Source organism: Bacillus sp. FSL M7-1345 (assembly GCF_038006985.1).
GTDB classification, from domain to species: Bacteria; Bacillota; Bacilli; order Bacillales; family Bacillaceae_G; genus Bacillus_A; species Bacillus_A cereus_U.
In genome coordinates, this window is record NZ_JBBOWG010000001.1 from 2,268,954 (window position 1) to 2,294,094 (window position 25,141).

The window sequence follows — 25,141 nt, forward strand, 5'->3', positions numbered from 1 at the left end:
ATTTTTTATATTTGCAAACATTACCATCCGAATAGTCTCTCACTAAATGTTTTAACAGCATTCTCTTGCAATCCTGGTAAAACATGCGAATAGCGATTTAAAGTTATGAAAACGTCCGTATGACCCAATCGTTCGCTTACAATATTTGGATGCACTCCTTGTTTTAAAAGAAGCGTTGCATGTGTATGGCGTAAATCATGAAATCTAATGTTGTTTAATTCTGTTTTTTTCAAATAGGCTTTAAATGTATCATGAAAGCCACTTTTGTCTTCTTTTTCCGGTCTCTGGATCAGCTCCGATATCGACAATAATACACCACTTTGTTCCTCTTTTTCGAATATGTCCTTTCACTTAAAACATTCCTTCATTGATTTTTTGAATCATGTTGTATAAGTCTAGTTGTAATTTTACTTCTATGAAAATTACATGTTTGGACATATTAGCGATGGATATATTTTACCATATATAAATTAAATCATTTTGGAGTCTTCTATTTAGTAAATAAATTAAAATTATAAGAAATATGATTTTTAGTATATTTTTATCTGTTGGTGTATATATGTTGTTTTTATTATTTTTGGATTTCAAAAGAAATTTCTTTAGCCGCTTCTAAAGCTATTTTTTTTGCTTCTGTTTTAAAATAGGACGCTGCTAAAACGTATCCATATCGATGTCCCATTGATGTAGGTGGTTTTAGAAAAGTTCCTTTTTTAGGTTTTATATAAACTTTCTCTACACCAGGATATCTAGAACTACGATTTTTCCCTGTAACTCGAATTAGTTTTCCTATAGATTTAACTGTTAGGTAATGAGCATACACATATTTATAATGTTTTTTATTTAGTGAAGGTTTATTTCCTAACATTAATTGAATAGTTTCTTGTACTAAGTTGATTCCATGTCCAATTTCAATTATGTCATTCATTGCTCCACCTGATATTCTGGGGTTTATCTCAATTAATTTCCAAACATCATTTATTCTCCGGAGTTCTAGATGACAAGCTCCATTTTTCATATTAAAAGCCTGAATAACAGAATTAACTGCATTGAAAAGACTATTATATAGTCTTTTGTCTACCTGTCCTAGTAAAGAATAACCAGTAACAATAAAGCGTTCAAAAAGTGTAATTTCTTGTTCAATTACTGCTATAATATGGACTTTTCCATTTTGAACTAAAACTTCGACTAAGTACTGAGGTCCATCTATATATTCTTCAAGTAGAATTTCTTCATTAGGTAGTTTTTTTAAAAGACTTTTCATAGATAAAATTAATTGATCTTTATTTTTTATTAATAATACATCTTTTGAACCTGTGGATTTGGGGGATTTTACAATAAGAGGAAAATTCATATTTTTAGTTTTTTTAAGGAAAGATGATAATGATTCTGTTGGTTTATAAGTTAAATATTTGAGTGAGATTGGTAAATCTTTAAGTACATTACGAGTTAATATTTTGTTTTCCATATGATAGATTGCTTTAGTAGATACAATATTTGAACAGAAATTTTCTGATAAACGTGCAGCTACATAAACAAAAGGATCAATAAAACTAAAGATTCCTTTTATGTTTTTCCCTGATTTTATTATTTTTTCGATTATTGTAATTATATTTTCATAGTCGTTTATATCAGTAAGAATCATTTGATGTACATCGGGGAATATATTTCGTTCTTCAATAAATTTTGTTTTGTTAGTTAACAAAACAGTAAAGAAATTAAGTTTTTCGGCTGCTTTGATTGCTTCCCTACTTGATCCAGATTTATTTGTTTCAATGAAAATAATAGTATCCATTTTATGTCACCTTAACCTTAATCATTTTTTAAAACCTCAGATTTATTATTTCTATAGGTAGAATATTAAAATGAGGTTAAGCTTGTTCTGGATTTTTCGAAAAATGGTTGAATGAGGGAAAACATGAATATATATATAATGAATTTGATATTTGATTTGAAAACAATCTTTAAAAAGAGGAGGAGAGGAACCGATATGACTATAATTGGGATGCTTCATCATAGGAAAGATCCGAATATGGTAAATAGAGCATATGCTTATGCTGCTGTAGCAAAAGCTGAAGGTGTAAATTTTTTTTATTTTACTTTAGGGAAAGTAAATATAGAAACGGAGAAGATTTTAGGTAAAACTTATGAAAATGGTAATTGGGTTGAACAAGAATTTTCTTTTCCTGATGTTATTTATAATGCAAGTGTTCATGTTAGTGATAAAAATCAGCAAATTTTTGATTATCTATATGATAAAGTTCCGTTCACAAGTCATTCAATTGGAGATAAATTAAGTGTATATAACAGAATAAAAAAAGCAGAAAAATTCAAACAATATCTTATTCCTTTTTATGAATTAAATGATGTCAATAAGTTTTTTAGCATGATTAATCGTTATGAGAAAATTATTATTAAACCAATTTCTGGACATCAAGGTAGGGGTATTGTTTTTGTTGAAAAACATGGGATGAATTACAGTATGAATGAGTCAGAACAAATTTCATTTCTTAATAAAAAACAATTACGGAGCTTTATATCTGATAAGATTCAAGAGCAAGGTTACATAGTTCAACAGTTTATTTCATGTCAAATGAAATCTGGTCATGTTTATGATTTTCGATTACATGTTCAAAGAAATGGAGAAGGAAAGTGGGTTATTACTTCAATATTTCCGAGAATAGGTCCATTAGGAAGTGTTGTATCAAATATGGCTAGTGGTGGTTATAGTACTTATTTAGATGTTTTTTTAAAAACGGAGTTTGATAACGAGTGGTATAATATTCAAAGGTATTTAGAGCGATTTGCGGTAAGTTTTTCTAACCATTTTAATTCTTTATATGAGGATGTATTATTTGATGAGTTAGGAATTGATGTTGGGCTTGATAAGGATCAAAAATTGTGGTTATTTGAGGTGAATTGGAGACCAGGGGTACCTAATATATTTAATCTTGAATTAGATGTAGCTAGAAATTTAGTTCACTATGCTAGATATTTGGCTGATAAATATAAATAAGAAAAGGAAAATATAATGAAACCTAGAAACCTTTATATACCAATGTTTCTACTAACCTCTCTTTCTATATCTCCTATAAGGCTTTTCTCCATGCATTCCGAAATTCGTCGGATGCTGGACTGTCGCCAAGCCGACGTACCTAATACGAGGAAAATACCGGAACCTGGTAATACACCCTTCATTGTGGGCGGGGCACATATTTATAAAAAAAATACGCTTGTCCAATCCATTATCATTCTCCAGTCATTTAATACTACAAAGGGGGGAGAACACGGAAAACAATGAAAAAATCACGTTTCGATTTGTGAAAAAAGATGGAGAAGAAATTAATTTGGGAAATCTTGCTGATAAACGAAAAATTGTCATTGTCATTAATAATCAGATTACATTTGCACCGAATACAACACAAATTGCCAGTGGAGCCGGACAAAATAGTGCAGCAGGAAGTAATGCAGCAATCGATTCATCGAATACCCGACAGCAAGAAACGGTGGGCGCTGGAGGCGAAGCCATAAATAAAGGAATTAGTGGGGACCAGATTGAGCCGCATAAAATGAAAAAAGAAACTTCGGATGAAGAGGCAGAATTTGTACTTATCATCAATAATCAAATTAATAAAACCCGTGAGGAACAGGCTGGTGCTACTCAAGTGGCAAGTGGTGGTGGAGAAGACAGTGCAGCGGGAACCAACGCTGCCATCGAAAGTTCTAATACCAAACAGCAACATGCAGTGGGAGGCGGAACGGATAGTTCGGCAGAAAATGCAGGTGAAGAAGGCGACCAAATAGAAAAATGCGATTAAAGAAAAGAGGCTGTAATTATTTCGCAGCCTCTTTTTCTTATTATGGATTAATTGGTCTATTACTTACCCAACCAAATTTGGAATATATTAAATGTCTTGATGCATCATATACTGTCCATAATCCTATCCATTGAGAAGCATTTGGATTTTTATATACTGCGATTGTTCCATAAGATTTTCTATGACTAGCTAAAGTATTGTCAATATATACTGCAAGGTCATAAGGCTGAAGTTGTATTTAATAAAAAGTTGTAGCTTCCGATTTTGATGATGCGAAAAATCAAATTCGTCAACTCGAATTGTCTTTTGCCATAGAAGCATGTGCGTCTATTTTTGAAGAGCTATTAGTATTTGTACGATTTCTAGTAATAAGTTTTGGATTATGCATTCAAAAATAGAAAAAATATATCCAGCTTTATTTAGCAATGAAGCTTAGTAAGAAGCGTGTGGATGTAAAAATTGTTATTGAATAAAAAATCAAAAGAGCACGCCTATAAACGTACTCTTAGAAAGGTAAGAATCTTATGAGTGGAGGGGATCTCCATATAATAACATATGCTTGTCTAGTTTAAATGTGTAAAATTTATAAACAAAAATGCTATTTTATTAAGAAATGAGAAATGAGAAATGATAGATAAGTAAATACATAAATTAACAATCATAATCATTGTCTGCATGGTTACATTCATCGCAAGGGTTGTTCTGGTCATCACAGCAAATACAAAATGTTTTATTAATAAATATATCAATAAAATCAAATGTGTCGGAATTGTTTGTGAGAGTAAGGTTTTGGAAATCTTCTACTTGAAAAATCCTTGTTTCATTAGGAACTAAAGTTGCATTAATTGGTGTGTTAGAAATCCTTGTTCGAATAATTACTTCAATGGGACCGGAATCGTTAGGAACAGATATTTGAAGTAATGTTTTGTTGTGATTAATAGTAAGATCTTCAAATACGGTTCTTGAAGTGTTAGGGGGTACGATAATATCTAGAGGCACATTTCCAGTTGAGGAAGTTCCCGAACCGGCTATGGTATGAGTCTCAATAAAACAGTTACTCTTTTGGTTAAGAGAATGTGATTGTTCTGCATAATAATCATTTTGGTCATCACAGCAGATGCAAAACGTTTTTTGGATAAAAACACCAATGTTGCTACTTGTATTATTATTATTTGTGAGAGTGAGGCTTTCAAAATTTTCCACTTGAAGAATTCTTGTTTCACCTGAAGCGATTGTAGCTGTAATCGGTCTACGAGAATTTCTTGTACGAATAGTTACAACAATTGGTGCAGAAGTACCAGGAACATGAAACTGCAGTAATGTTTTATTGTGATTATTAGTAGCATCTTCAAAAACTATTCTTGAAGTGTTAGCTGGTACAATAATATCTAACGGTATATTTGAGCCAGCAATCGTATGCGTTTTAGTGAAACAGTTCTCTTTTTTATTGTGAGAATATGAATAGTTTTTATAGTACTTTTTACCATGTTTATAAAAATAATCAGCCATTCTTTAATCTCCTATCTTTTATTTGTCTATATATTATATTTAATGAGGATAAGAACTGCTTGTACAAGGTAGAAAAAAGTTCTATTTAGGAGAATAGTAGAAAAAGCTTAAGAAATACGAACTGTAGCGTTTGGTTCAGTTAAACAAAATATAAGAATTAGAATGAGTATAGAACTAGTTAATAATAATTGAAATGGCGCTAAACACTAATAAAACTGCCATAATAATGTTAAATATTCGGTTGTGTTTTAATAAAAGTTTTTGAAACATCGATCCGAATAGACACCAACTAAACGTACTCATTAAACCGACTATGCCTAAAAACAATGAAAAGAAAAGGTAACTAGAATATGAATGGTAGTAAGGGAGAATAAAAGTTGATACTACAGTCAGTGCGAATAAAATTCCCTTCGGGTTAACAAATTGAAGCATAATTCCTACTAAAAATAAGTTTTTATTACTTTTTTCATTTGTATCTGTATTGCCTTTACTAGTGAGTATTTTAAAAGCTAAATACAGCATATAAGCTACACCTAAAATTTTTAAAGGGAATTCAATTAATGGCAGAATATTTATAAGTACAATATTAAAGAAACTACATAATGAAGTGATAATAAAAAAACCGAAAGCCACACCTAGGCAAAATGTAATGCTTCTTTTTAATCCATATTGCTTGGCGTATGTCATAGCTAAAAAATTGTTAGGGCCTGGTGTGAAGCTACTAACAAAGACAAATAATAAAAAAGAAAATATAGGCATTTCAAAAACCTCCTCTTATTCGTGTGTTATAATGACCGAAAAGAACAATATAACGTGTGCTTTTTATTATACATAATGGTCGTTATATTGTATAGGAGTGTTTTTTATGGAGGAAATTCAAATTATCCTTGCAAAAAATTTAAAAGCTATTCGTAAGAAAGAAAAACTGAGTTTGGAAAAGGTTTCACAATTAACAGGTGTGAGTAAAACAATGATTGGACAAATTGAAAGAGGGGAATCTAGTCCTACGATTACAACAATTTGGAAAATCGCTAATGGACTAAAGGTTTCCTTTACTTCTTTAATAAATAATCCACAACCAGATACGACTATAGTTTTACGGAATGATATCCAAATATTGTCTGAGGATAATGGGAGGTATAGAGTATTTCCTTCATTTTCGTTCCAAGAAAATAGACAGTTTGAAATTTATATGATTGAAATTGAAGAAAAGGGAAGTTTGAGTGCGGAAGCTCATAAAGAAGGAACGGAAGAATTTATAACAGTGTTTGATGGAGAATTAACAATTGAAGTAAATGGGTGTAAATATAATTTAAAAAGTGGTGATTCCATTAGATTTAAGGCGGATAGACCACATGTTTATTACAATTTAGGAGAAACATTAACAAGAGTGAGTATGACAATTTATTATCCTGTTTCTTAATATATTATGAAAAAGCTATCTATAATTAGATAGCTTTTTTCGTATAAAAAAGACACATAGTTGAGTGTCAAAGCAGTATTGCATATAGGATTGGAGAATGATTACCTTACGTATTGAGATGGAATAGCAAGGGGGTATTTTCTGTAAATTTAGATTAATGTTGATCCTGTAAGTTATGGAGTTGTTATATTAATTTGATAAGAAATATAATAACGTTCATTAACAGGAGTTGTAAATGTAAATTCGTTTTTTAACATTTAAAAGAAATATACATTTAATAATTATTAAGTGAAAGGGGGTGGTAAATTGAAGAACTATAATGAAACATCAATTTTTGAAAATATTGGACCTACATTTCCACCACTTCCAGTTATTCGAATTCCAACCGGAGCAACAGGTGTAACCGGAACAACAGGTGTAACCGGAGCAACAGGTGTAACCGGAACAACAGGTGTAACCGGAACAACAGGAGCAACCGGAGCAACAGGTGTAACCGGAACAACAGGTGTAACCGGAACAACAGGTGTAACCGGAACAACCGGAACAAGGGGAGAAACGGGAGAAACCGGAACAACCGGAGAAACGGGAGCAACAGGTGTAACCGGAGCAACAGGTGTAACCGGAGCAACCGGAATAACAGGAACAACGGGAGAAACGGGAGCAACAGGTGTAACCGGAGCAACCGGAATAACAGGAACAACCGGAGAAACGGGAGCAACAGGTGTAACCGGAGCAACGGGAACAACCGGAGAAACGGGAGCAACAGGTGTAACCGGAACAACCGGAGAAAACGGAGCAACAGGTGTAACCGGAACAACCGGAGAAAACGGAGCAACAGGTGTAACCGGAGCAACCGGAATAACAGGAACAACGGGAGAAACGGGAGCAACAGGTGTAACCGGAACAACTGGAGAAACGGGAGCAACTGGTCCTATTGGTAATATACAAACATCAAATATACTATATTTTACTTTTTCAGATGGAGAAAAGCTTATTTATACAAATGCTGATGGGATACCTGAATATGGTACAACACAAATACTCTCTCCAGATGACGTTTCATATATTAATTTGTTTATAAATGGAATTCTTCAGCCACAGCCTTTTTACAAAGTTACTGCTGGTCAGTTGATTTTAGTAGATTCTGAACCGCCTTTACTAGGTTCATCAATTATTTTACAATTTATTACTATTCATTAAAAAAGACAGATTCTCATATTTGAGTAATCTGTCTGACTGAAAAAATAGATATTAAGTGATGATAAATTCAACTGTAATCGGAATTCCAGGATCTAATGCATCTCCACCTGGAATGGTAATTGCGCCAGTAGGTCCTGTAGTGACAGTTGAGTTTACACTAGGTTGAATGACTCCGTTGACATAAAGATTGTAGTATGTGTAAGTGGGAAATGCTGTTGCAGTAGTACCAGAGTCGTTTAAGCATGCTGTAGCAGCAATTGCGAAAGCCGCGCCAGTACCAGTACCAGCACCTAAAGTGGACGTGAATCTTCTGGATGCCATAAAAGGTTGAATAATAGGCATGTAATATTTCACCTCTATTTTAAATTTATGGGGCTAGCTAAGATAAAGCTTGTCACATGTTTTATTTTATGAGAATTTTCCTATTAGAGACGCGGCTATATACTTATATAGTCAATATGATTTTTTATGTATTTATTACGTCTCTTATTAATTGTTTAGTTTTGAGAATGGGGTGATGTATTTAAAAGGACATGTGGAACTTTAAAATGTGTTACTGAGTTTAGGTATATAATCTAATCATTAAGTTTTTAGGGGCATATAATTAATATGAGAGTCGTGAAGATAATTAAAACAGCGTTTTTTTTTGTTTAATTATTAGTAGCGCTTTCTTTTCTAAGAGGAAATTATTACTCAAAGCTAATAAAATATAACTATATATTCAATAACTCTTAGAATAAAAAGGTACTCGGAAAATAAATAAGTAAGGAGGAAAAATATGAAACATAATGATTGCTCTGATAATAATCACTGTGATTCAATTATTATTACAGGTGGTTGTTGTGAGCCGAAGGTAGTTTGTCCTAGCAATTCACAATTAAATGAATTGATTAGTTTACTAAATGCTTTAATAATAGCTATACCAACGTTTTTTGCTACTCCAAATGCTGAAAATAAATTGATACTAATCAATTTGTTTAACCAACTCTTAGATTTACTAAATTTATTACTACCAACTACAGAAGGAGATTATTTAAAACAGTTAGTTCAAAGTATTTTAAATGAATTACAATCTCCTAATACAGACTTGGGGCAATTGTCTGTACTATTACAACAATTTTACAGCGCTCTTGCAGATTTCTTCTTCTCTATACAGACTTGTTTTGCTCCATCAACTTTACGACTTTTATTTAATCTATTAACACAATTAATTAGTCTTACTCCAATTCCGCCAGGGGCAACAGGGGCAACAGGAGCAACCGGAGCAACAGGAGCAACCGGAGCAACAGGAGCAACAGGAGCAACAGGAGCAACAGGAGCGACAGGAGCAACAGGAGCGACAGGAGCAACAGGAGCAACAGGACCGTCAGGAGGTCCACCAGGTCCAACAGGAGCAACAGGGGCGACAGGAGCAACAGGAGCGACAGGAGCAACAGGAGCAACAGGAGCAACAGGAGCGACAGGAGCAACAGGAGCGACAGGAGCAACAGGAGCAACAGGAGCAACAGGAGCGACAGGGGCAACAGGAGCAACAGGAGCAACAGGAGCGACAGGAGCAACAGGAGCAACAGGAGCAACAGGAGCAACAGGAGCGACAGGAGCGACAGGAGCAACAGGAGCAACAGGAGCAACAGGAGCAACAGGAGCGACAGGAGCGACAGGAGCAACTGGCGAGGGAGCTATTATTTCATATGCGTCGGGGCTACCGGTTAATTTAACGTCGGCTCTAGATGGTGCAGCTGCCATTGGTGGACTTATCGGATTTGGGAATTCCGCGCCTACTGTATCTGTACTTGGTGGTGGATCAATTGATTTAACAGGTGCATCTGGATTACTTCTTAATATGGCTTTTTCTGTACCACGTAATGGGGAAATTAATTCTATTGCGGCATATTTTAGTACAACGGTTGGATTGAATATTGGATTAGGAACCATAACCATTACGGCGCAGCTATACCAATCTATAGCACCTAATAACAACTTCACGCCGATACCAGGTGCTTTTGTAACGCTTCCACCTATAACGGGTCTTTTTAACGTTGGTACGATTCGCAATGGTATTACAACTGGATTAACGATACCAGTAACTCCACAGACACGTTTGTTAATGGTTTACTCTATAACAACCTCAGGTCCGTCGCTAGGGGCTTCTTTAGAAGGTTATGCGAGTGCAGGGGTAACTATTCTTTAGATACAAAAGGATGTTAGTATGTTGTAAAAAAGGAAAGACGTAATCTCAATGATTGCGTCTTTTCTGTTAAATAAGTGTACTTGGGTACCTACTGGAATTAGATGTAGTAAGGCAGGGCTATATTTTTAGAATATAGATCTAGCATCTAAACAATTTGTACGAAATGAGCATATAAAAAGGAATACTCTTTTTAAAGAGTATTCCTTTTTATATAGCTAAATATAGAATTTTGTAAAGATCTTATTTATTTTTATTACAATTACACCCTTTTTTCTTTACATAACCTTGTTGAGCTAAATCTTTTTGCGATTGAGTATTGGAAGATTGAGAAGAAGTTGAAGAACTACTATTTTTGTTATTAGAATTGTTTTTTCGATAGTTACTATAATTACTCATAGTATCATCACCTCCAATTAAATATATAATTATTATATGTACTAACTCTATTAATCGTTACGATAATGAATAGGAAATTAAGATGCTGATATTAAAAAAATCTCCAAGGAGTTTTCCAAGGAGATGAATTATAGTTTTCTAATAGAAATGACTTAAATCAGTAGCCCCAATATGGAGGGAAATAGTATGAATCTTGGTAATATAAATTTTGTTGTTGAGGTGGGGATTGAGTTGATTGATTCATTGTTCCGCGGTTTTGATTACAGTTTGCTGGAGGACCAATCACTGTAGTGGATTGAATCGGAGATATTGCTTGTTTCCATTGTTGTTCATCGAGACAATAAGTATGAGCCATCATATTGGCTGGAGTCAATCTTAAAATATCAGAACCAAAAATGACTTCTGGGGTTGGGGCATCAAAAATGGCTAATAAATGAGTATTATCTGCTGTAGCAATTTCGTAATGCCACCACGCTTGTGGAATATTAGCAACTTGCCCTGGTTTAATCGGTAAGTTTAATATTTGATTCGTAAATGGATTAAGTAAAGAAACAACAGCGGATCCTGAAATACAGTAAACAAGTTCAGCTGCATTTTGATGAATATGTGGTTCTACAACATTACCTGTGCTTAAATATATATCTAATAAAGAAGTGTTTTCTAATGTGTTTAATTGTTTGATGCCAAGTACGTTTATATAATTTTGAGCATCTTTCTTAAAAAAATTACTTTTATTTAAATCATGAGTGAAATTAGTTGAGGGGGAAGTGTAGTCGATATTAGAAGTCATTTGTATTACCCGCCTTTCTATTAGTAAGTAAGGTTACAAAATTAGGATATGTGTCTAGTGTTTGTTATGTGCAGTTGTCGGTATCATAATAAATTTACCTATTCCATAAAGAACGTAGGTTGTATTTCGTATTTATAATAATGTTAATATGAATATCTATATAAATGACATAATTAAAGTCGGAATTATTGATGTTAGGTTAGGATTGAAAATATAGAAATCTATTTCGTATAATAACAGACCAATACTTTTTAGAGAGGTATTGGTCTGTTATTTAAGATAGTTTTTGATGGATAATTAATTGTGCTTTAGCAGTATTAGCGTAATTTAGCCACTCTAATTCCAAGTTTTGTTTTAAATCAAAATGGATTTCAATGACGTCAAAATGAGATACCTTTGTTTTAAGTGGAACGGGAATGCCATTTACTTTTGCTTTTTTCATGTTATGTACAATTTTTGGGAATGCAGAGAAAGAAAAATCAATAATTGTAGCACCATCTGGTAAATAAATAGGTTGTAAATCTGAAGTATAAGCCGTAATGGTATTTTCGAATAGTTCATACGATACTAGATTATGGAAAGCGATTGGATCTGTAGTTAATAAATTGTTATTCATAATTGTATCATTCATTATTTTATAAGAGATTGCTTGAACATCTACAGTTTTATTATTCAATAAAGAAAAAATACCATTATCTTTTAATGTTTTTGCTGATTGTGTTTGAATGATAATTGTTTGTTCAATATCATTCATATTGACTTTAGTTTTTAAATTGTTATTAAAATGGCTATTTTCAAGTGCTATATTGTCTTCGAAATAGTTTATAGTTGGTTTGTATAATTGATGTATCATTCCTAGAATTTTATAGCAATCTAGTACACTCGTAGTTGTTATACATATTTGTGAAATCCCTGATACGTTTTGTACTTCTTGTAGTTGTGAGTAAGCAGTATAAATTGGAGGGAACTCGTAGCTTATTTCAAATGAAAGGTTAGTATCATAAAAAGAATGTATTCCTTTTCTTAAATCAGTTATATTTTTTTGAAGATGTGGCACATATCCCGTTAAAAATTTAAGTACCTTATTATATCTTTCTTTATGTAGATATTGAAAAGCAAGATTTTCTAATTCATGCTGGATTGTATATAATCCTAATCGCTTTGCAAGTGGCGCAAAAAGTGTTAACGTTTCATTCGCATAAGCTACTTGTTTTGCGGGTTTTTTAACACTTAATGTTTTTATATTATGAAATCGATCTATAACTTTAATAATGCCAACACGTATATTTTGTTGAGAGGCTAATAGCAACTTTTTAAAATTAATTGCTTCGTATAATACTTTCTTTTGATCTTGTTGTTTTTTTTCTTTTGTTAGTCCATTTACAATATATCGAATAGTCGCACCAAAATACGATTCAATTTCTTCTAAAGAATGTTCTGTATCTTCTACAACATCGTGTAATAACGCAGCAATCAATGTTGTAATGTCAGCTTTATAATTTAGTAGTATTTCTGTAATCGCGAAAGGATGAATAATATATGGTTCTCCAGTTTGACGGTATTGTCCATCATGCGCTTGCTCTGCAAATTGTATAGCTTTTTTCAAAAGTTTTAATTCATCAGATTGTAGATAATTTGCCTTTTGTAATAATACCTTGCTCATATAAATCCATCCCTTAAAATTATTTTTAATAATAATTCTATATAGTAGAATAAATACCCTTTGAAACTGTTTTAAATATGTAAAAAAATAAAGGTGTTAAGATTAAACTATATTCGTATCCCCGTTCATACTTTGGATTGATGGAAAAAAGTAATGAAAGTGTTAATTTAAAATTACATCAATCATTTATAAGGAGTGAATGTTCATGTCATATAGTGAAATGATTAGAAATGAAGTGCTCAGCTGGGAAGGTGTTTCTGAAAAAACGCATCGATTTGGTGGTATTGAAATAAATTATGGTAGGAAGGAACTTGGCCATCTCCATGGTGATAAGTTAGTTGATTTACCATTTCCGAAGTTAAAGCGAGATGAATTAGTGAACCAAGGATTAGTGAAACCACATCACGTATTACCTGAATCAGGATGGATAAGTTATTATATAAAGAGTGAAGAGGATATTCCATTTGCAATCGAGTTATTTCGTATGCAATATGATCGAATAAAAAAATAATGAAATAAAGTAGATAAATAAAAATTTATTTTCCTGTCACATCCCTCCTAAATCGTTCGTCTTGTATGTAGAACGATAAGGAGGGATTTTATTATGAATACATTTGATGTAGCAATTGTTGGTGGTGGGCTTGCTGGGTTAACAGCATCTATATATTTAGCGAAGGCGGGAAGAAAAGTGATTGTGTTAGAGAAGTCCAGTCGTTTTGGTGGTCGAGGGATGACTATAAATAAAAATGGTATTTGCATGAACCTTGGTGCACATGCTTTATACAGAGGAGGAGCAGCTTTTTTAACTTTTAATGAGCTAGGTATGAATCTTCCAGGTGGTATCCCATCAACAAAAGCACATGGAATATGGAAAGGTGATATATTCAGTATTCCAACAGATTTTCGCTCCATTTTATCAACACCGTTACTTTCGTGGTCTGCAAAAGTACAATTCTCTCGTCTTATGATTCGTTTAGGGAATTTAAATGTAGGAGAAGTTCCAAAAATGAGTCTCTCTACATGGGCAGAAAATGAAATAAAAGATCCAATGGTTCGTAACATATTTTATGCGCTATGCCGAACAACAACATATACGTTTGCTCCTACAATACAATTAGCATCTTCAGTACTAAAGCAAATACAGTTATCTATGAAAGAAGGGGTACTTTATGTAGATGGTGGTTGGGAGACGATAATAACAAAATTAAGAGATATCGCGAATAATGTTGGTGTGCAATTCTTAGATAATAGGCATGTTTTGGAAATAGAGCATTACGAAGATAAACAAAGAATACATTGTTTTGACGAAGAGGTATTTGAAGCAGGTAAAGTCATCGTGACAACACCACCGAAAGAAGCTTGTAAAATAATAAAAGGCGCAGAAGGAACAAGTTTGTATAGATGGAGTGAACAATCGGTACCGGTTACCGTTGCTGCATTAGATATTGGCTTGAGACGATTACCTAATCCTACACATCAATTTGCATTAGGATTAGATCAACCTATATTTTTCACGAATCAATCAAGAGGAGCTAAATTAAGCGAAGAAGAAGCAAGTGTAGTGAGTTTAATTAAGTACCATAATCCTGTGCTAGAGGTAAATCATTTTCATGATGATAAAGAACAGTTAGAAAATATGATGGAGTTGTTACATCCCAATTGGAAAAATGAAGTTGTTGCACAGCAATATTTACCGAAAATAACAGTAGTATATGATTTTCCTCATATTGACCGAGTTGAAATCCCAGGTCCTAATATCCCAGAAATGTCAGGTGTTTACATTGCAGGTGATTGGACTGGGCATGATGAATTATTAGCTGATGCTGCGGTAGCAAGTGGGAAACGCGCAGCGTTACACATTATAAAGCAATTAGAAAGTGAGGCTGTTCATCATGGAAACGGAGCAATTATATGAAACGTATCAACCATTATTATTTTCATTAGCATATAGAATCCTTGGGAGTGTTATGGACGCTGAGGATATCGTTCATGACGTATTTATTTCGCTGAATAATATAGAAGATGTTCAGTCTATTGAAAATATGAAAGCATATTTGTGTAAAATGGCGACAAATCGCTCAATTGATAAATTACGTTCGGCAGCACATAAACGTAACGTATATGTAGGGATGTGGTTACCAGAGCCACTTGTAGAAGAGAGTGATGAGCCATCAGAGTCATTTGTAATGAAAGAATCCCTTTCCACAGCATATTTATTACTTTTACAACAACTGTCCGAGGTAGAAAGGATTGTTTTCATATTAAGAGAGGTTTTCAGCTATGACTACGAGGAAATCGCTTCAATTATTGATAAGAGTAGTGTGAATTGCCGGAAGATCTTTCAACGCGCACGAAAAAGTATTTTGGAGAAACCAAAGCAATCAAAATTAAGTACGAAGAAAATGGCTGCTTATGTTGAAAAGTTTGTATCATCATTACAGTGTGGGGATGCGCAAGGCATGTTAGAAGTATTAAAAACAGATGCGATATTCAAAGCAGATGGTGGCGGTAAAGTTACAACTGCTATTAATCCGATTTATTCTGCGGATAAAATTATACGTTTGTTCTTTGGAATTGCAAAACGATTGTCAGAAGAGTATATTGTTGATTTCAAAAAGGTAAATGGTGCACCAGGGGTTATAGTTTCAATAAATAATAAAGTGACTTATGTACTTTCATTTGCATTTGAGGATGAGAAAATTTCAAATATTTATATGATGGTTAATCCTGAAAAACTTATGCATTTAAATGTAAAAATATAAAATAAAGACGCATTTCAATAGAAATACGTCTTTATTTTATTACTTTTCTAACATTTCAAGAGGTACATCTTTTTCACCAGCTACCTCGAATTTAATTTCCCCGTCTTCTTCATAAATACGTTTAATAATCGGTATAGTAATCATTAATTTTTTATGCTGTTTTCGCTTTCTAGCAGCATCTAAGCTAATCACGTTCATTTGTAAGCATCCTTTCTTCTAGAAATATATAAACAAAAGAAAATGCGTCCGAAAAGGGCACTTAATTGAATTTGAAATACCGATTCATTTAAATGGGGTTTATATTATTTTATAATTGAAAACTGGTTGTAAAATAATGTGAATGGAATAATTGCACGTAGAAATTAACTTTACCAAAAAACGAAACAATATGCTATAAAAAAATTTAAAACTTTGTCATATAACGAGAAAAAGGTTTTCGTTTCGCATATAATGAAAAGTAGACGGGCAGCAAGAGCTTTTTCATCATATTGCTTTGGAAAGGCGATGAAAAGAATGGATACTTTAGATTCATTATTATCTCAACTTGAACAATATGGAGAAGAGCATGATCGACATAAAAAAACGCGGGAAGAAAAATTACGGAATATTTCTCGTGAGATGGGACAATTTTTATCAATTTTAGTAAAAGGATGTAATGTAAAAAAAATTTTAGAAATTGGAACTTCAAATGGTTATTCTACATTGTGGCTAGCAAATGCGGTAGAAGAAACAAATGGAAATGTTACAACGGTAGAACTTTCTTCAGAACGGGTGGGAGAGGCACTTGGGAATTTTAGGAAGGTAAATTTTACACAGCGAATCGATATTCACAATCAAGAAGCTGGAGCATTTTTAGATTCGCAATTAGATCATTCATTTGATTTTATTTTCCTAGATTCAGAACGAACGCAATATATGTGGTGGTGGGAACATATAAAACGTATTTTAGAGCCAAAAGGATTTCTTGTTATTGATAATGCAACTTCTCATGCGGAGGAATTAGCAGAATTTATAAAGATGATTGAAGAAGATGATACGTTTGAAACGGTGTTATTAGCTTTTCAAAAGGGAGCATTTGTTGCGCGGAAGAATAATTAGAAGTGGGCTTAATGTAATTATCACATTGAAAGATAGTATATGTCAAAAGATAGAGCATTGTATGAATTTAAGAAGGTAACTAAATGGAATTTCAAATTAATATTCAGTGGTGATAAGTAAGGTAATTCGTAAAGAATCCGTCTTCAGCATGTTGTTCTCTAGGTCTTAAGTCTGAGGAAAATAATGACGAGAACAGGTATACTTATACTATGAAACAGGGAATGACTGCATAAGCAGGTATTTCTTGAAAAATCGATTTCAAGCAAGCAAAAATGTATATGAAATACGATATATTAGATGAAATATAGTGCACATAAATTCGCACATATAAATAAAGGAGCGATTTTGTTGACTGAACTCGAGAAAAAAGAACCTGTATCGATTGTGAAAGATAATAATGTAGAAGTAGTAGTGGATACAGTAATAAAAGATGCAGAACTTGAAGAACTGAATAAAGAAGCAGATCTTTATGTACAAAAGTTAAATAGCGAGCAAAATACAGATTTATCAAAAGTATTGTCGCAGCTTGGAGACTTAGGGGATAAAGAGCAGCAAGCGGCAGGACAAACGCTATCAGCTTTAAAACGTCCTGTGACAGCGATGATGAATGGAAAGAATGAAGAAATTCCAAATACATTGTTAGAATTACGAAAAGTGGTATCAGAACTTGATCCAAACTCATTAAAAGCAACTGGTATGAAGAAACTTATGTTTAAAGTGTTTAAGAAAAATCCGCTTGAAAATTACGTGCATAAATATCAATCTATAGATAAGCAAATCGAGGAGATTATAAGATCACTTCTCATTGGCCGTGATAACTTGCAAGAGGATACGGTTGGTCTTGAAATGTTAAAAGAGCAATCACACGATAAAATTCACGCTCTTGATAAACAAGTATACTTAGGAAGAAAACTTGCTGGTATGCTTGAAGCTGAGAAACAAAATCCAGAACGTCAAAGGGATATTCCGTTAATAAATGATGCATTAGAAAAGATACTTGTGCGTACTCGTAATATGCAACAAGCAAAAAGTGTATTATTACAATCTATCGCATCTGTAGACATCATTAAGAAAAATAATGAAAAGCTATCAGAGGCAATTCGTAATGCAATTACGATGACGCAAAACGTTATAACGGTTTCAGCTGCAATTCAGCTCGCATTAACAAATCAACGTAAAACAATTGATGCAGTTAATGCGACAAATGAAGCGATTGAATCAATGGTATTAAGCAATTCTCAAGCATTAAAACAAAATACAGAAGAAACAACAAAACTCCTAGAAAATCCTGCAATTAGCATGGATAAATTACGTGAATCATTCCAAAATGTATTCGCTGCTATTGAAGCATCTGAGAAATCGTCAGAGCGTATTATTGAGTCTAGTAAGAAGTTTGTAATTGAACTTGACACATTTAATGATGAGATGAAGCAGAAACTCATTCAGCGTCCAAGGAAATAACAGACTTTTAGAGGAGGTGAAAAAATGAGTTTCATTCAAGGAGTATTATTACTATTAGGGTCATTACTTTTAATCGCATTTACTGTCGTTGTTTTAGTTGTATACTTCGGACGTAAACTTTATTTTTCATGGACGAAACCATATAAGAGAGCGCAAGATTCTATTGAAAAATTATCGAACAAATCAACACCGTTTTTACAAGAATTTACGCAGCACCCACTCTTTTATCGCTGGATTCGTACAGAAGGGAAAAAAGAACAAAATACATTAAATACACTTTTCTGTTCATCGGGCCAACGTACGAGAGAGCAAGTTTTCTCAATGTTACCGAAAGAAAAGCAGAAAAAAGTGCATGTGATGGCAAAAACAACGAAAAAGCTTACGAATGAAGATATTGATATTGCAACAATGAAAGTGAAAGATTTCTTGAGACAAGAATCACAGCAAACTGTTAAACCGACAGACTTATCGTTTTATAAATTGTATTTCTATGATCGATATCCAGATGCATTAAATACAATTCAAGCATATAAACGCTCGATTAATCCTTCACTACAAAGAACGGTTGATGACATTACAATTTCAGTATTAAATGCACTTCCGTACTATCAAGAACAACGCATGTTTGAACAACAACATAAACTTGAAACGTTCTTAATGAAAGATTTAACAGCGATGTTATCATTAGTGGTACAATTACCACCATCACAACGTCCTGAAAAAGAAGAAGAACTAAAAATATACTTGCAAAATTTCCAAAAGGAAATGGAAGTAGTAGAGCGTGATATTCGTGACTCCATTGATCATGATTTGAATGTGAAGATGAGAGCAGCGACAGAGAAGTTTAAGAACAAATAGAAAAAACCGCCTTAAAAGTTGAATGTTTCGGCTTTAAGGCGGTTTTTTTAATATAAGGGATTCTATTATTATTTTGCTTTAATAGTTGCTTTACTAGAAGAAATACTCTCATTATGAAGTCGATCTAAAGCTGTCACCACATACGTATAAGTCTCCTCAGATAAAGCTGTTTTATCCACAAAAATTTCTGCCCATTGTGTCTTCCTTACAGTAGTAAGTAAATTCTTCGGATCTTGAATATCAACTACATTCTTTCCATTCACACGGTATATCGCATAATAAGCAGAGTCATTATCTCTATCATCAATTATGCCTAAAGCAATACCTTCATCTCTTGGAATGGCACCTTTTAAAGTAGGTTGTTTTGGCGGATCATGATCAAGCCAAGGCATGGGTGGGATTAATGCAGGATGTTTATATATGTCTTTTGAGAGTCTGTTTTTAACTCCTAGTGGATTGTTATTAATATCTTTTAAGCTAAAATGCATACTTCCTTTTATTTCAGGATATTGACGATTTAATGCGATTTGTTTTGGATATTCTTCAGGATCAGACCAAGCAGAGACAGAGTTGTTATTTATTTTATAAGCCGCTTGACCGATGTATAGGTGAATCGGTTTGTTATTTGTTTCTTTTACCCACCAATCTACTAATATGTCATATGCAGCAGGTGTGAAACCAATATTCCAATATATTTGCGGTGTGATGTAGTCAATATAGCCTTTTTGTATCCATTCTCTTGTGTCTGCATATAAATCATCATAGTTTCTTTGTCCGGCAGTTGTGTTAGAGCCGGTGGAATCGTCAGCAATATTTCTCCAAACACCAAATGGACTTATACCAAGCTTTACATATGATTTTTCTTGTTTAATAGCAATGTTTAATCCCCTTACAAGCTCATTTACATTGTTACGTCGCCAATCTTCTATGTTTGAAAACTGACCATTATTATACGTTTTATATGTTTTTTGATCAGGGAATTCTTCGCCAACGACTTTATAAGGATAAAAATAATCATCCATATGAAGGCCGTCAATGTCGTAATTTTGGACGATTTCCAAAGCACCTTCCGTTATAAAGGTTTTTACCTCTGGAATACCAGGATTGTAATATAGCTTTCCACCATAAGGAACAATCCAATCTGGATGCTGCCTTGCAGGATGGGTTTCTGCTAATCGGTTTATATCAGTGTGATTCATTGTAATTCGGTATGGATTAATCCATGCATGAAACTCCAGATTTCTTTTATGGGATTCTTCAATCATAAAAGCGAGTGGATCGTATCCAGGGTCTTTTCCTTGTGTACCTGTAATGTATTCAGACCAAGGACCATATTTGGAAGGATAAAAAGAATCAGCAGTTGGTTTAATTTGTACGACAACTGCGTTCATACCGATGTTTTTAACATCATCTAATAGTTTCGTAAATTCTTGTTTTTGTTTTTCGATAGGTAAGTTAGTTTTTGAGGGCCAATCAATGTTGAGAACAGATGCTATCCATACAGCGCGTAATTCATGTTTTTTGTAAGTAATATTTACTTCAGCATAAGTAGAGTGAGGGGAAATGAAAGAGAAAGGAGTAAACAAGATGACGATACAGCACATCATTACTAAACGTTTCATAATCATTTATACGCCTCCCTATTATACGATTATTTAAAATAATATATGATGTTAGGTTGGCCCTGCAATTGAGAAAAATAAATATTGAAACATTAATTTAATAGGAAAAATATTTTTAGTGAAATTTACTTTCAGTATAACTAAATCGTTTCATTTCTTCATATACTTGTTAGTAAAGTGAAACTTTCTTTCATTTGAAAGAAACAATTTATAAGTATAGGAGGATTCAATAATGAAAGTTTTATTCGTTTGTTCTGGAGGAATGTCCAGCGCAATTGTTGTAAGCGCTTTAAAAAAAGAAGCAGAGAAAAAAGGTATGAACATGGAAGTGCATGCTATTGGAACAAGTGAGGTGGAGGAAGAAGTAAAGAATGGTTGGGATGTTGTAATGGTTGCACCTCAAGTTAGACATCGATTTGACGCTGTAAAAAAACTTACAGAACAAGAATCTATTCCGTGCGGTATTATTCCGCCGCAAGCATACACGCCGCTTGGTGGACCGACTTTATTAAAAACTGTAAATGAATTAATTAGTTAGGGGGAAGCGTTATGAATAAGTTTGTCACGTTTCTTGATAAAAACTTATCTGGACCGATGGCAAGGCTTTCTGAACAGAGGCATTTACAAGCAATCCGTGATGGAGTTATTTCGGCGTTACCATTTATTATCGTAGGGAGTTTCTTTTTAATAGTAGCATTTCCACCATTACCGAAAGATAGTTTCATATCAGTTTGGGCATTGAAAAATCAAACAAGTATATTAATACCATATCGTTTAACGATGTTTATTATGTCTTTATATATAGCATTTGGTATAGGATACAATTTAGCGAAAAGTTATAAGTTAGATGCTTTATCAGGGGCACAGTTAGCAGTATGCTCACTACTTTTAACATTGACGCCCGAATTAATCGATAAAAAAGGATTTATGCTTCCGATGACAAATCTCGGGGGGCATGGATTATTCGTAACGATGATCGTATCTATTTTATCAGTAGAGATTTTAAGATTTTGTAAGACGAAAAATGTAATGATTAAAATGCCAGAACAAGTACCGTCGTCTGTTTCACGTTCGTTTGAAGCACTTATACCTGCTGCATTCGTAATTATTTTAATGAGTTTAGTAACTGTCGTTTTTAGTATTGATTTCCACCATGTTGTTGATAAATTAGCAGCACCGTTAGTAAAAGCTGGTGATAGTTATTTTGGTGTAATCATTCCAGTGTTTTTAATTACATTTTTTTGGTCATTCGGAATCCATGGTGTGTCGGTTGTTGGAACTGTTGCTCGGCCATTATGGGAAGTATACTTAGGGAAAAATGGTGAAGCAGTTGCTAGTGGAGCAAATCAGTTGCCATTCATTTCACCAGAACCATTATACCAATGGTTTATATGGATTGGTGGTTCTGGTGCGACGTTAGGACTTGTATTAGCTATGATTGTATTTGGTCGATCAAAATATTCGAAGGCATTATCAAGAACTTGTATTGTGCCTGGTATCTTTAATATTAATGAACCTGTTATTTTTGGATTGCCAATTGTACTAAACCCAATTTTAATTATCCCATTTATCATTACACCACTAGTAACAGCAACTATTGCATACTCAGCAACTGCGATGGGGTTTGTTACACCAACACATATAATGCCTCCATGGACATTACCAGCTCCAATTGGCGCGTATTTAGCCACAGGTGGAGATTGGCGTGCAGTAGTATTAGTTTTTATAAATATAGCAATATCATTCCTTATTTACCTACCATTCTTTAAAATGTACGACAAAAACATGCTTGAAATTGAGAAAAATGGTGATGGGGAATCTGTTAATCCGTAAGTTTTATATTTTATTTTTGAGTGATAGGCATTTTGTCTATCACTTCTTTCACATTAAGTCCAGAGAGGGTGAAATAGAATGAATATAAAATTTAGCTATAAAGGTGTATTTTTATTGTTATTTGGAGTGATATGTGCAAATTTACTTTTCGTACCTTTATTAAGAATGCTAAATCTATCACAAATGCATAGTATATGGCTCGTTACAAGCTTTGCGGCAAGTATTTTGCTTACGGTAGTTGTTTCTTTCATTGATGGATCGTTTGCATCGAAAGCACAGTTGTTTTTTAGATTTATATTGTGTTCTGTAGGTTGTACGTTGTTTACTTACATAATTGTTTTTTAGTGAATAGGGGGCATGCATATTATGTATATTGCAGGGATAATGTCCGGTACATCGTTAGACGGAATAGATGTAGCGCTCGTTCATGTAGAAGGAAACGGTGTAGATTCTAAAGTCGAACTCATTCATTTTACTACTGTTCCATTTTGTAAGGATATAAAAAATGAGATACTGCAGGCTTTATCAATTGATACATCTAATGTTCAATTGATATGCAGTTTGAACTTTAAGCTTGGTTTATGTTTTGCCAACGCTGTAAAGGAAGTTTGTAAAGAGTCAAATATTTCATTGGAAAAATTAGATTTAATAGGTTCTCACGGACAAACGATTTATCATCAGCCAAAGCAAGCTGCTAATATGATTCCCTCAACATTACAAATTGGAGAGCCAGCAGTTATAGCATATGAAACGAACACTACGGTTATCTCTAATTTTCGAACGATGGATATGGCAGCAGGGGGACAAGGTGCACCACTTGTGCCATATTCAGAGGTCATTTTGTATCGTCATCAAACTAAAAATAGATTACTACAAAATATTGGCGGGATCGGTAATGTTACAGTAATACCAAGTCATCTAAGTGATAAGAGCGTTATTGCTTTTGATACTGGCCCAGGAAATATGGTAATCGATGATGTATGTCAAAGATTATTTCAGTTGCCATATGATCAAAATGGTAGGATTGCAAAACAAGGAGTAGTTGTAGATGAAATTTTGACATATTGTATGAACCATCCATTTTTGAAAATGAATCCACCGAAATCAACTGGTAGAGAACAGTTTGGAGAAGAGTTTGTAAGTGAATTATTGAAGTGGTTTGAAAAGCATGGTAAAGAAAATCTTTTGACGACTGTCACGATGTTTACAGCAAGTTCAATTGTTCATCATTATAAGAAGTTTATTCTGCCGTATTATGAAATCGATGAAGTAATTTTAGGTGGTGGGGGCAGTTATAATCGTACACTTGTTGAAATGATACGAAATGGATTGAAGGAAGAAAAGTGCGCGATATTCATTCAAGAAGATATAGGCTATTCTTCAGAGGCGAAAGAAGCAATCGCCTTTGCGATTTTAGCAAACGAAACGCATCATCGTAATCCGAGTAATGTGCCAAGCGCAACAGGTGCAAAGCAATCTGTAGTTTTAGGGAATATAACATTCCCTCCAATAAGATGATGAAAATGAGGCGAACATATGAAGTATATGATTGGAGTAGATGGTGGGGGCACGAAGACAGAAGCAATTGCATTTGATCAAGACGGAAACGAAGTTGTAAGAGGTACGAGTGGGTTTGGAAATATATTAATAGATTATGAAAAAGCAGTTTCGCATATTATGGAGGCGATCGATCAATGCAAGAAAGCTTTAATAGATGGGCACTGCGTTTGTATTTGTTTAGGGTTAGCGGGTATAAGTGGAGCGAATACAAATGAATTAACATTACGATTAATAAAGAAATATGAAACGAAAATTGAAGTTTTTAATGACGCAATGATTGCACATGCAGCTGCTTTAAAAGGTAAGAATGGAATATTAACTATAGGTGGTACAGGCGCAATTTGTATAGGAAAGAAAGACGAAGTGTACGAGTATAGCGGTGGATGGGGACATATTTTAGGGGATGAGGGAAGCGGTTATTGGATTACGTTACAAGGTTTAAAGAGAATGGCAAATCAATTTGATCAAGGAGTTAGACTTTGTCCATTAAGCTTAAGGATTCAAGACGAGTTTCGACTTTTAACATCATCTCATATAAAAAGACTAGTATATAGTTCTTCAAAAGATAAAGTTGCAGCAATTGCACCATTAATTATAGAGGAAGCGAGGAATGGGAATGATGATGCACATAAAATTATTCTGCAAGCGGCTAAGGAATTAACGATAATTACGGTGAATATTTACAACAAGATGCAGTTTGATTTATCACCTTTAATTGCAGTTAGTGGTAGTATATTGTGTTCAGTACCTGAAATATATGCTGAATTTAAGAAATGCTGTGAGAAAAGTATGGGAGAAGTTATATTCGTATCACCATCAGAAATGGCAGTGAAAGGAACATATCATTTAATGAAGGGTGTATATTTTATAAAATAGAAGTATGAGAATTTTTGTATGATTTGTAAAAATATGATGTTAAAATATACAAAGGGATGTAAAGCAAGAAAAAGTACAATATAC

Annotated in this window: 26 protein-coding genes and 1 pseudogene; 16 read left to right on the forward strand and 11 right to left on the reverse strand. The window is 33.6% G+C overall.

The features are described from left to right. Window positions 1-20: 20 nt before the first annotated feature. The 3 genes and pseudogenes from MHB76_RS11770 to MHB76_RS11775 form a co-directional block, all read right to left on the reverse strand. Window positions 21-233, reverse strand: a pseudogene (locus MHB76_RS11770) (tyrosine-type recombinase/integrase); the annotation flags it as partial. Window positions 234-249: 16 nt separating this feature from the next. After that, the gene (locus tag MHB76_RS26315) at window positions 250-351 is read right to left on the reverse strand and encodes an Arm DNA-binding domain-containing protein (protein WP_429708702.1); all 102 of its coding nucleotides are present in this window, start codon (window positions 349-351) and stop codon (window positions 250-252) included. Between the two features lie 220 nt (window positions 352-571). Further along, a complete protein-coding gene (locus MHB76_RS11775; protein WP_078174352.1) occupies window positions 572-1,792 on the reverse strand; it encodes an ATP-grasp domain-containing protein in 1,221 nt (406 codons plus the stop codon). Window positions 1,793-1,915: 123 nt separating this feature from the next. Between MHB76_RS11775 and MHB76_RS11780 the strand changes: the two genes are divergently transcribed. Both MHB76_RS11780 and MHB76_RS11785 read left to right on the forward strand, forming a co-directional pair. Next, entirely contained in the window at window positions 1,916-3,013 is a 1,098-nt protein-coding gene (locus MHB76_RS11780; protein WP_078174353.1) for a YheC/YheD family endospore coat-associated protein, read from the forward strand. Between the two features lie 250 nt (window positions 3,014-3,263). Further along, complete coding sequence (locus tag MHB76_RS11785) at window positions 3,264-3,815, forward strand: hypothetical protein (protein ID WP_078174408.1); 552 nt, start codon at window positions 3,264-3,266, stop codon at window positions 3,813-3,815. Between the two features lie 651 nt (window positions 3,816-4,466). Here MHB76_RS11785 and MHB76_RS11790 read toward each other — a convergent pair. Both MHB76_RS11790 and MHB76_RS11795 read right to left on the reverse strand, forming a co-directional pair. Continuing rightward, window positions 4,467-5,324: an exosporium protein D gene (locus tag MHB76_RS11790; RefSeq protein ID WP_078174354.1), complete on the reverse strand. Its 858-nt coding sequence runs from the start codon at window positions 5,322-5,324 to the stop codon at window positions 4,467-4,469. A 174-nt stretch (window positions 5,325-5,498) separates the two neighbouring features. Next, on the reverse strand, window positions 5,499-6,083 hold the full coding sequence (locus MHB76_RS11795) for a LysE family translocator (protein WP_078174355.1): 585 nt from the start codon (window positions 6,081-6,083) through the stop codon (window positions 5,499-5,501). Window positions 6,084-6,189: 106 nt separating this feature from the next. Here MHB76_RS11795 and MHB76_RS11800 point away from each other — a divergent pair, with 106 nt between their 5' ends. Further along, window positions 6,190-6,747 (forward strand): helix-turn-helix domain-containing protein, encoded by a 558-nt coding sequence (locus MHB76_RS11800; protein WP_002109916.1) that lies wholly within the window; start codon window positions 6,190-6,192, stop codon window positions 6,745-6,747. Window positions 6,748-7,053: 306 nt separating this feature from the next. Next, on the forward strand, window positions 7,054-7,947 hold the full coding sequence (locus tag MHB76_RS11805; protein WP_445661352.1) for a DUF4183 domain-containing protein: 894 nt from the start codon (window positions 7,054-7,056) through the stop codon (window positions 7,945-7,947). Between the two features lie 51 nt (window positions 7,948-7,998). On the opposite strand, the gene MHB76_RS11810 is transcribed toward MHB76_RS11805, so the two are convergent. Next, window positions 7,999-8,289 carry a DUF4183 domain-containing protein gene (locus MHB76_RS11810; protein ID WP_002109919.1) on the reverse strand — a complete coding sequence of 97 codons (291 nt, stop codon included), beginning with the start codon at window positions 8,287-8,289 and terminating at the stop codon, window positions 7,999-8,001. 436 nt (window positions 8,290-8,725) lie between these two features. On the opposite strand from MHB76_RS11810, the gene MHB76_RS11815 reads away from it, so the two are divergent. After that, window positions 8,726-10,138 carry an exosporium glycoprotein BclB-related protein gene (locus tag MHB76_RS11815; RefSeq protein ID WP_340986577.1) on the forward strand — a complete coding sequence of 471 codons (1,413 nt, stop codon included), beginning with the start codon at window positions 8,726-8,728 and terminating at the stop codon, window positions 10,136-10,138. 240 nt (window positions 10,139-10,378) lie between these two features. Here MHB76_RS11815 and MHB76_RS11820 read toward each other — a convergent pair whose 3' ends face one another. From MHB76_RS11820 to MHB76_RS11830, 3 genes are all read right to left on the reverse strand, one after another. Further along, complete coding sequence (locus MHB76_RS11820) at window positions 10,379-10,534, reverse strand: hypothetical protein (RefSeq protein ID WP_165763952.1); 156 nt, start codon at window positions 10,532-10,534, stop codon at window positions 10,379-10,381. Between the two features lie 157 nt (window positions 10,535-10,691). Further along, window positions 10,692-11,324 carry a cupin domain-containing protein gene (locus MHB76_RS11825; RefSeq protein ID WP_078174358.1) on the reverse strand — a complete coding sequence of 211 codons (633 nt, stop codon included), beginning with the start codon at window positions 11,322-11,324 and terminating at the stop codon, window positions 10,692-10,694. Window positions 11,325-11,598: 274 nt separating this feature from the next. After that, the gene (locus tag MHB76_RS11830) at window positions 11,599-12,987 is read right to left on the reverse strand and encodes an HD domain-containing protein (RefSeq protein ID WP_340986582.1); all 1,389 of its coding nucleotides are present in this window, start codon (window positions 12,985-12,987) and stop codon (window positions 11,599-11,601) included. Window positions 12,988-13,192: 205 nt separating this feature from the next. Between MHB76_RS11830 and MHB76_RS11835 the strand changes: the two genes are divergently transcribed. From MHB76_RS11835 to MHB76_RS11845, 3 genes are all read left to right on the forward strand, one after another. After that, window positions 13,193-13,498, forward strand: coding sequence for a luciferase domain-containing protein (locus MHB76_RS11835; protein ID WP_070128379.1), 306 nt, complete (start codon window positions 13,193-13,195; stop codon window positions 13,496-13,498). A 93-nt stretch (window positions 13,499-13,591) separates the two neighbouring features. After that, window positions 13,592-14,902, forward strand: coding sequence for a phytoene desaturase family protein (locus MHB76_RS11840; protein ID WP_078174360.1), 1,311 nt, complete (start codon window positions 13,592-13,594; stop codon window positions 14,900-14,902). Continuing rightward, on the forward strand, window positions 14,880-15,749 hold the full coding sequence (locus tag MHB76_RS11845; RefSeq protein ID WP_340986585.1) for a sigma-70 family RNA polymerase sigma factor: 870 nt from the start codon (window positions 14,880-14,882) through the stop codon (window positions 15,747-15,749). Before MHB76_RS11840 ends, MHB76_RS11845 begins: the two co-directional genes overlap by 23 nt. A 39-nt stretch (window positions 15,750-15,788) precedes the next feature. Here MHB76_RS11845 and MHB76_RS11850 read toward each other — a convergent pair whose 3' ends face one another. Next, entirely contained in the window at window positions 15,789-15,947 is a 159-nt protein-coding gene (locus MHB76_RS11850) for a hypothetical protein (protein ID WP_002157830.1), read from the reverse strand. A gap of 306 nt (window positions 15,948-16,253) precedes the next feature. On the opposite strand from MHB76_RS11850, the gene MHB76_RS11855 reads away from it, so the two are divergent. The 3 genes from MHB76_RS11855 (at window position 16,254) to MHB76_RS11865 (ending at window position 19,166) form a co-directional block, all read left to right on the forward strand. Beyond that, the gene (locus tag MHB76_RS11855) at window positions 16,254-16,847 is read left to right on the forward strand and encodes an O-methyltransferase (RefSeq protein ID WP_078181928.1); all 594 of its coding nucleotides are present in this window, start codon (window positions 16,254-16,256) and stop codon (window positions 16,845-16,847) included. 348 nt (window positions 16,848-17,195) lie between these two features. Then, complete coding sequence (locus MHB76_RS11860) at window positions 17,196-18,308, forward strand: toxic anion resistance protein (protein WP_002085564.1); 1,113 nt, start codon at window positions 17,196-17,198, stop codon at window positions 18,306-18,308. Between the two features lie 24 nt (window positions 18,309-18,332). Then, window positions 18,333-19,166, forward strand: a complete 834-nt coding sequence (locus MHB76_RS11865) for a DUF3974 domain-containing protein (RefSeq protein ID WP_002085563.1) — start codon at window positions 18,333-18,335, stop codon at window positions 19,164-19,166. Between the two features lie 68 nt (window positions 19,167-19,234). Here MHB76_RS11865 and MHB76_RS11870 read toward each other — a convergent pair whose 3' ends face one another. Continuing rightward, window positions 19,235-20,794, reverse strand: coding sequence for a glycoside hydrolase family 10 protein (locus MHB76_RS11870; protein WP_078174363.1), 1,560 nt, complete (start codon window positions 20,792-20,794; stop codon window positions 19,235-19,237). A gap of 226 nt (window positions 20,795-21,020) precedes the next feature. Here MHB76_RS11870 and MHB76_RS11875 point away from each other — a divergent pair, with 226 nt between their 5' ends. The 5 genes from MHB76_RS11875 (at window position 21,021) to MHB76_RS11895 (ending at window position 25,057) form a co-directional block, all read left to right on the forward strand. Further along, entirely contained in the window at window positions 21,021-21,326 is a 306-nt protein-coding gene (locus tag MHB76_RS11875; protein ID WP_078174364.1) for a PTS sugar transporter subunit IIB, read from the forward strand. Window positions 21,327-21,337: 11 nt separating this feature from the next. Then, window positions 21,338-22,621: a PTS sugar transporter subunit IIC gene (locus tag MHB76_RS11880; protein ID WP_078174365.1), complete on the forward strand. Its 1,284-nt coding sequence runs from the start codon at window positions 21,338-21,340 to the stop codon at window positions 22,619-22,621. A gap of 78 nt (window positions 22,622-22,699) precedes the next feature. Next, entirely contained in the window at window positions 22,700-22,966 is a 267-nt protein-coding gene (locus MHB76_RS11885; RefSeq protein WP_078174366.1) for a hypothetical protein, read from the forward strand. Between the two features lie 21 nt (window positions 22,967-22,987). Then, window positions 22,988-24,139, forward strand: coding sequence for an anhydro-N-acetylmuramic acid kinase AnmK (anmK, locus tag MHB76_RS11890; RefSeq protein ID WP_078174367.1), 1,152 nt, complete (start codon window positions 22,988-22,990; stop codon window positions 24,137-24,139). A gap of 18 nt (window positions 24,140-24,157) precedes the next feature. Then, a complete protein-coding gene (locus MHB76_RS11895) occupies window positions 24,158-25,057 on the forward strand; it encodes a BadF/BadG/BcrA/BcrD ATPase family protein (protein WP_340986589.1) in 900 nt (299 codons plus the stop codon). The last annotated feature ends 84 nt before the right edge of the window (window positions 25,058-25,141 follow it).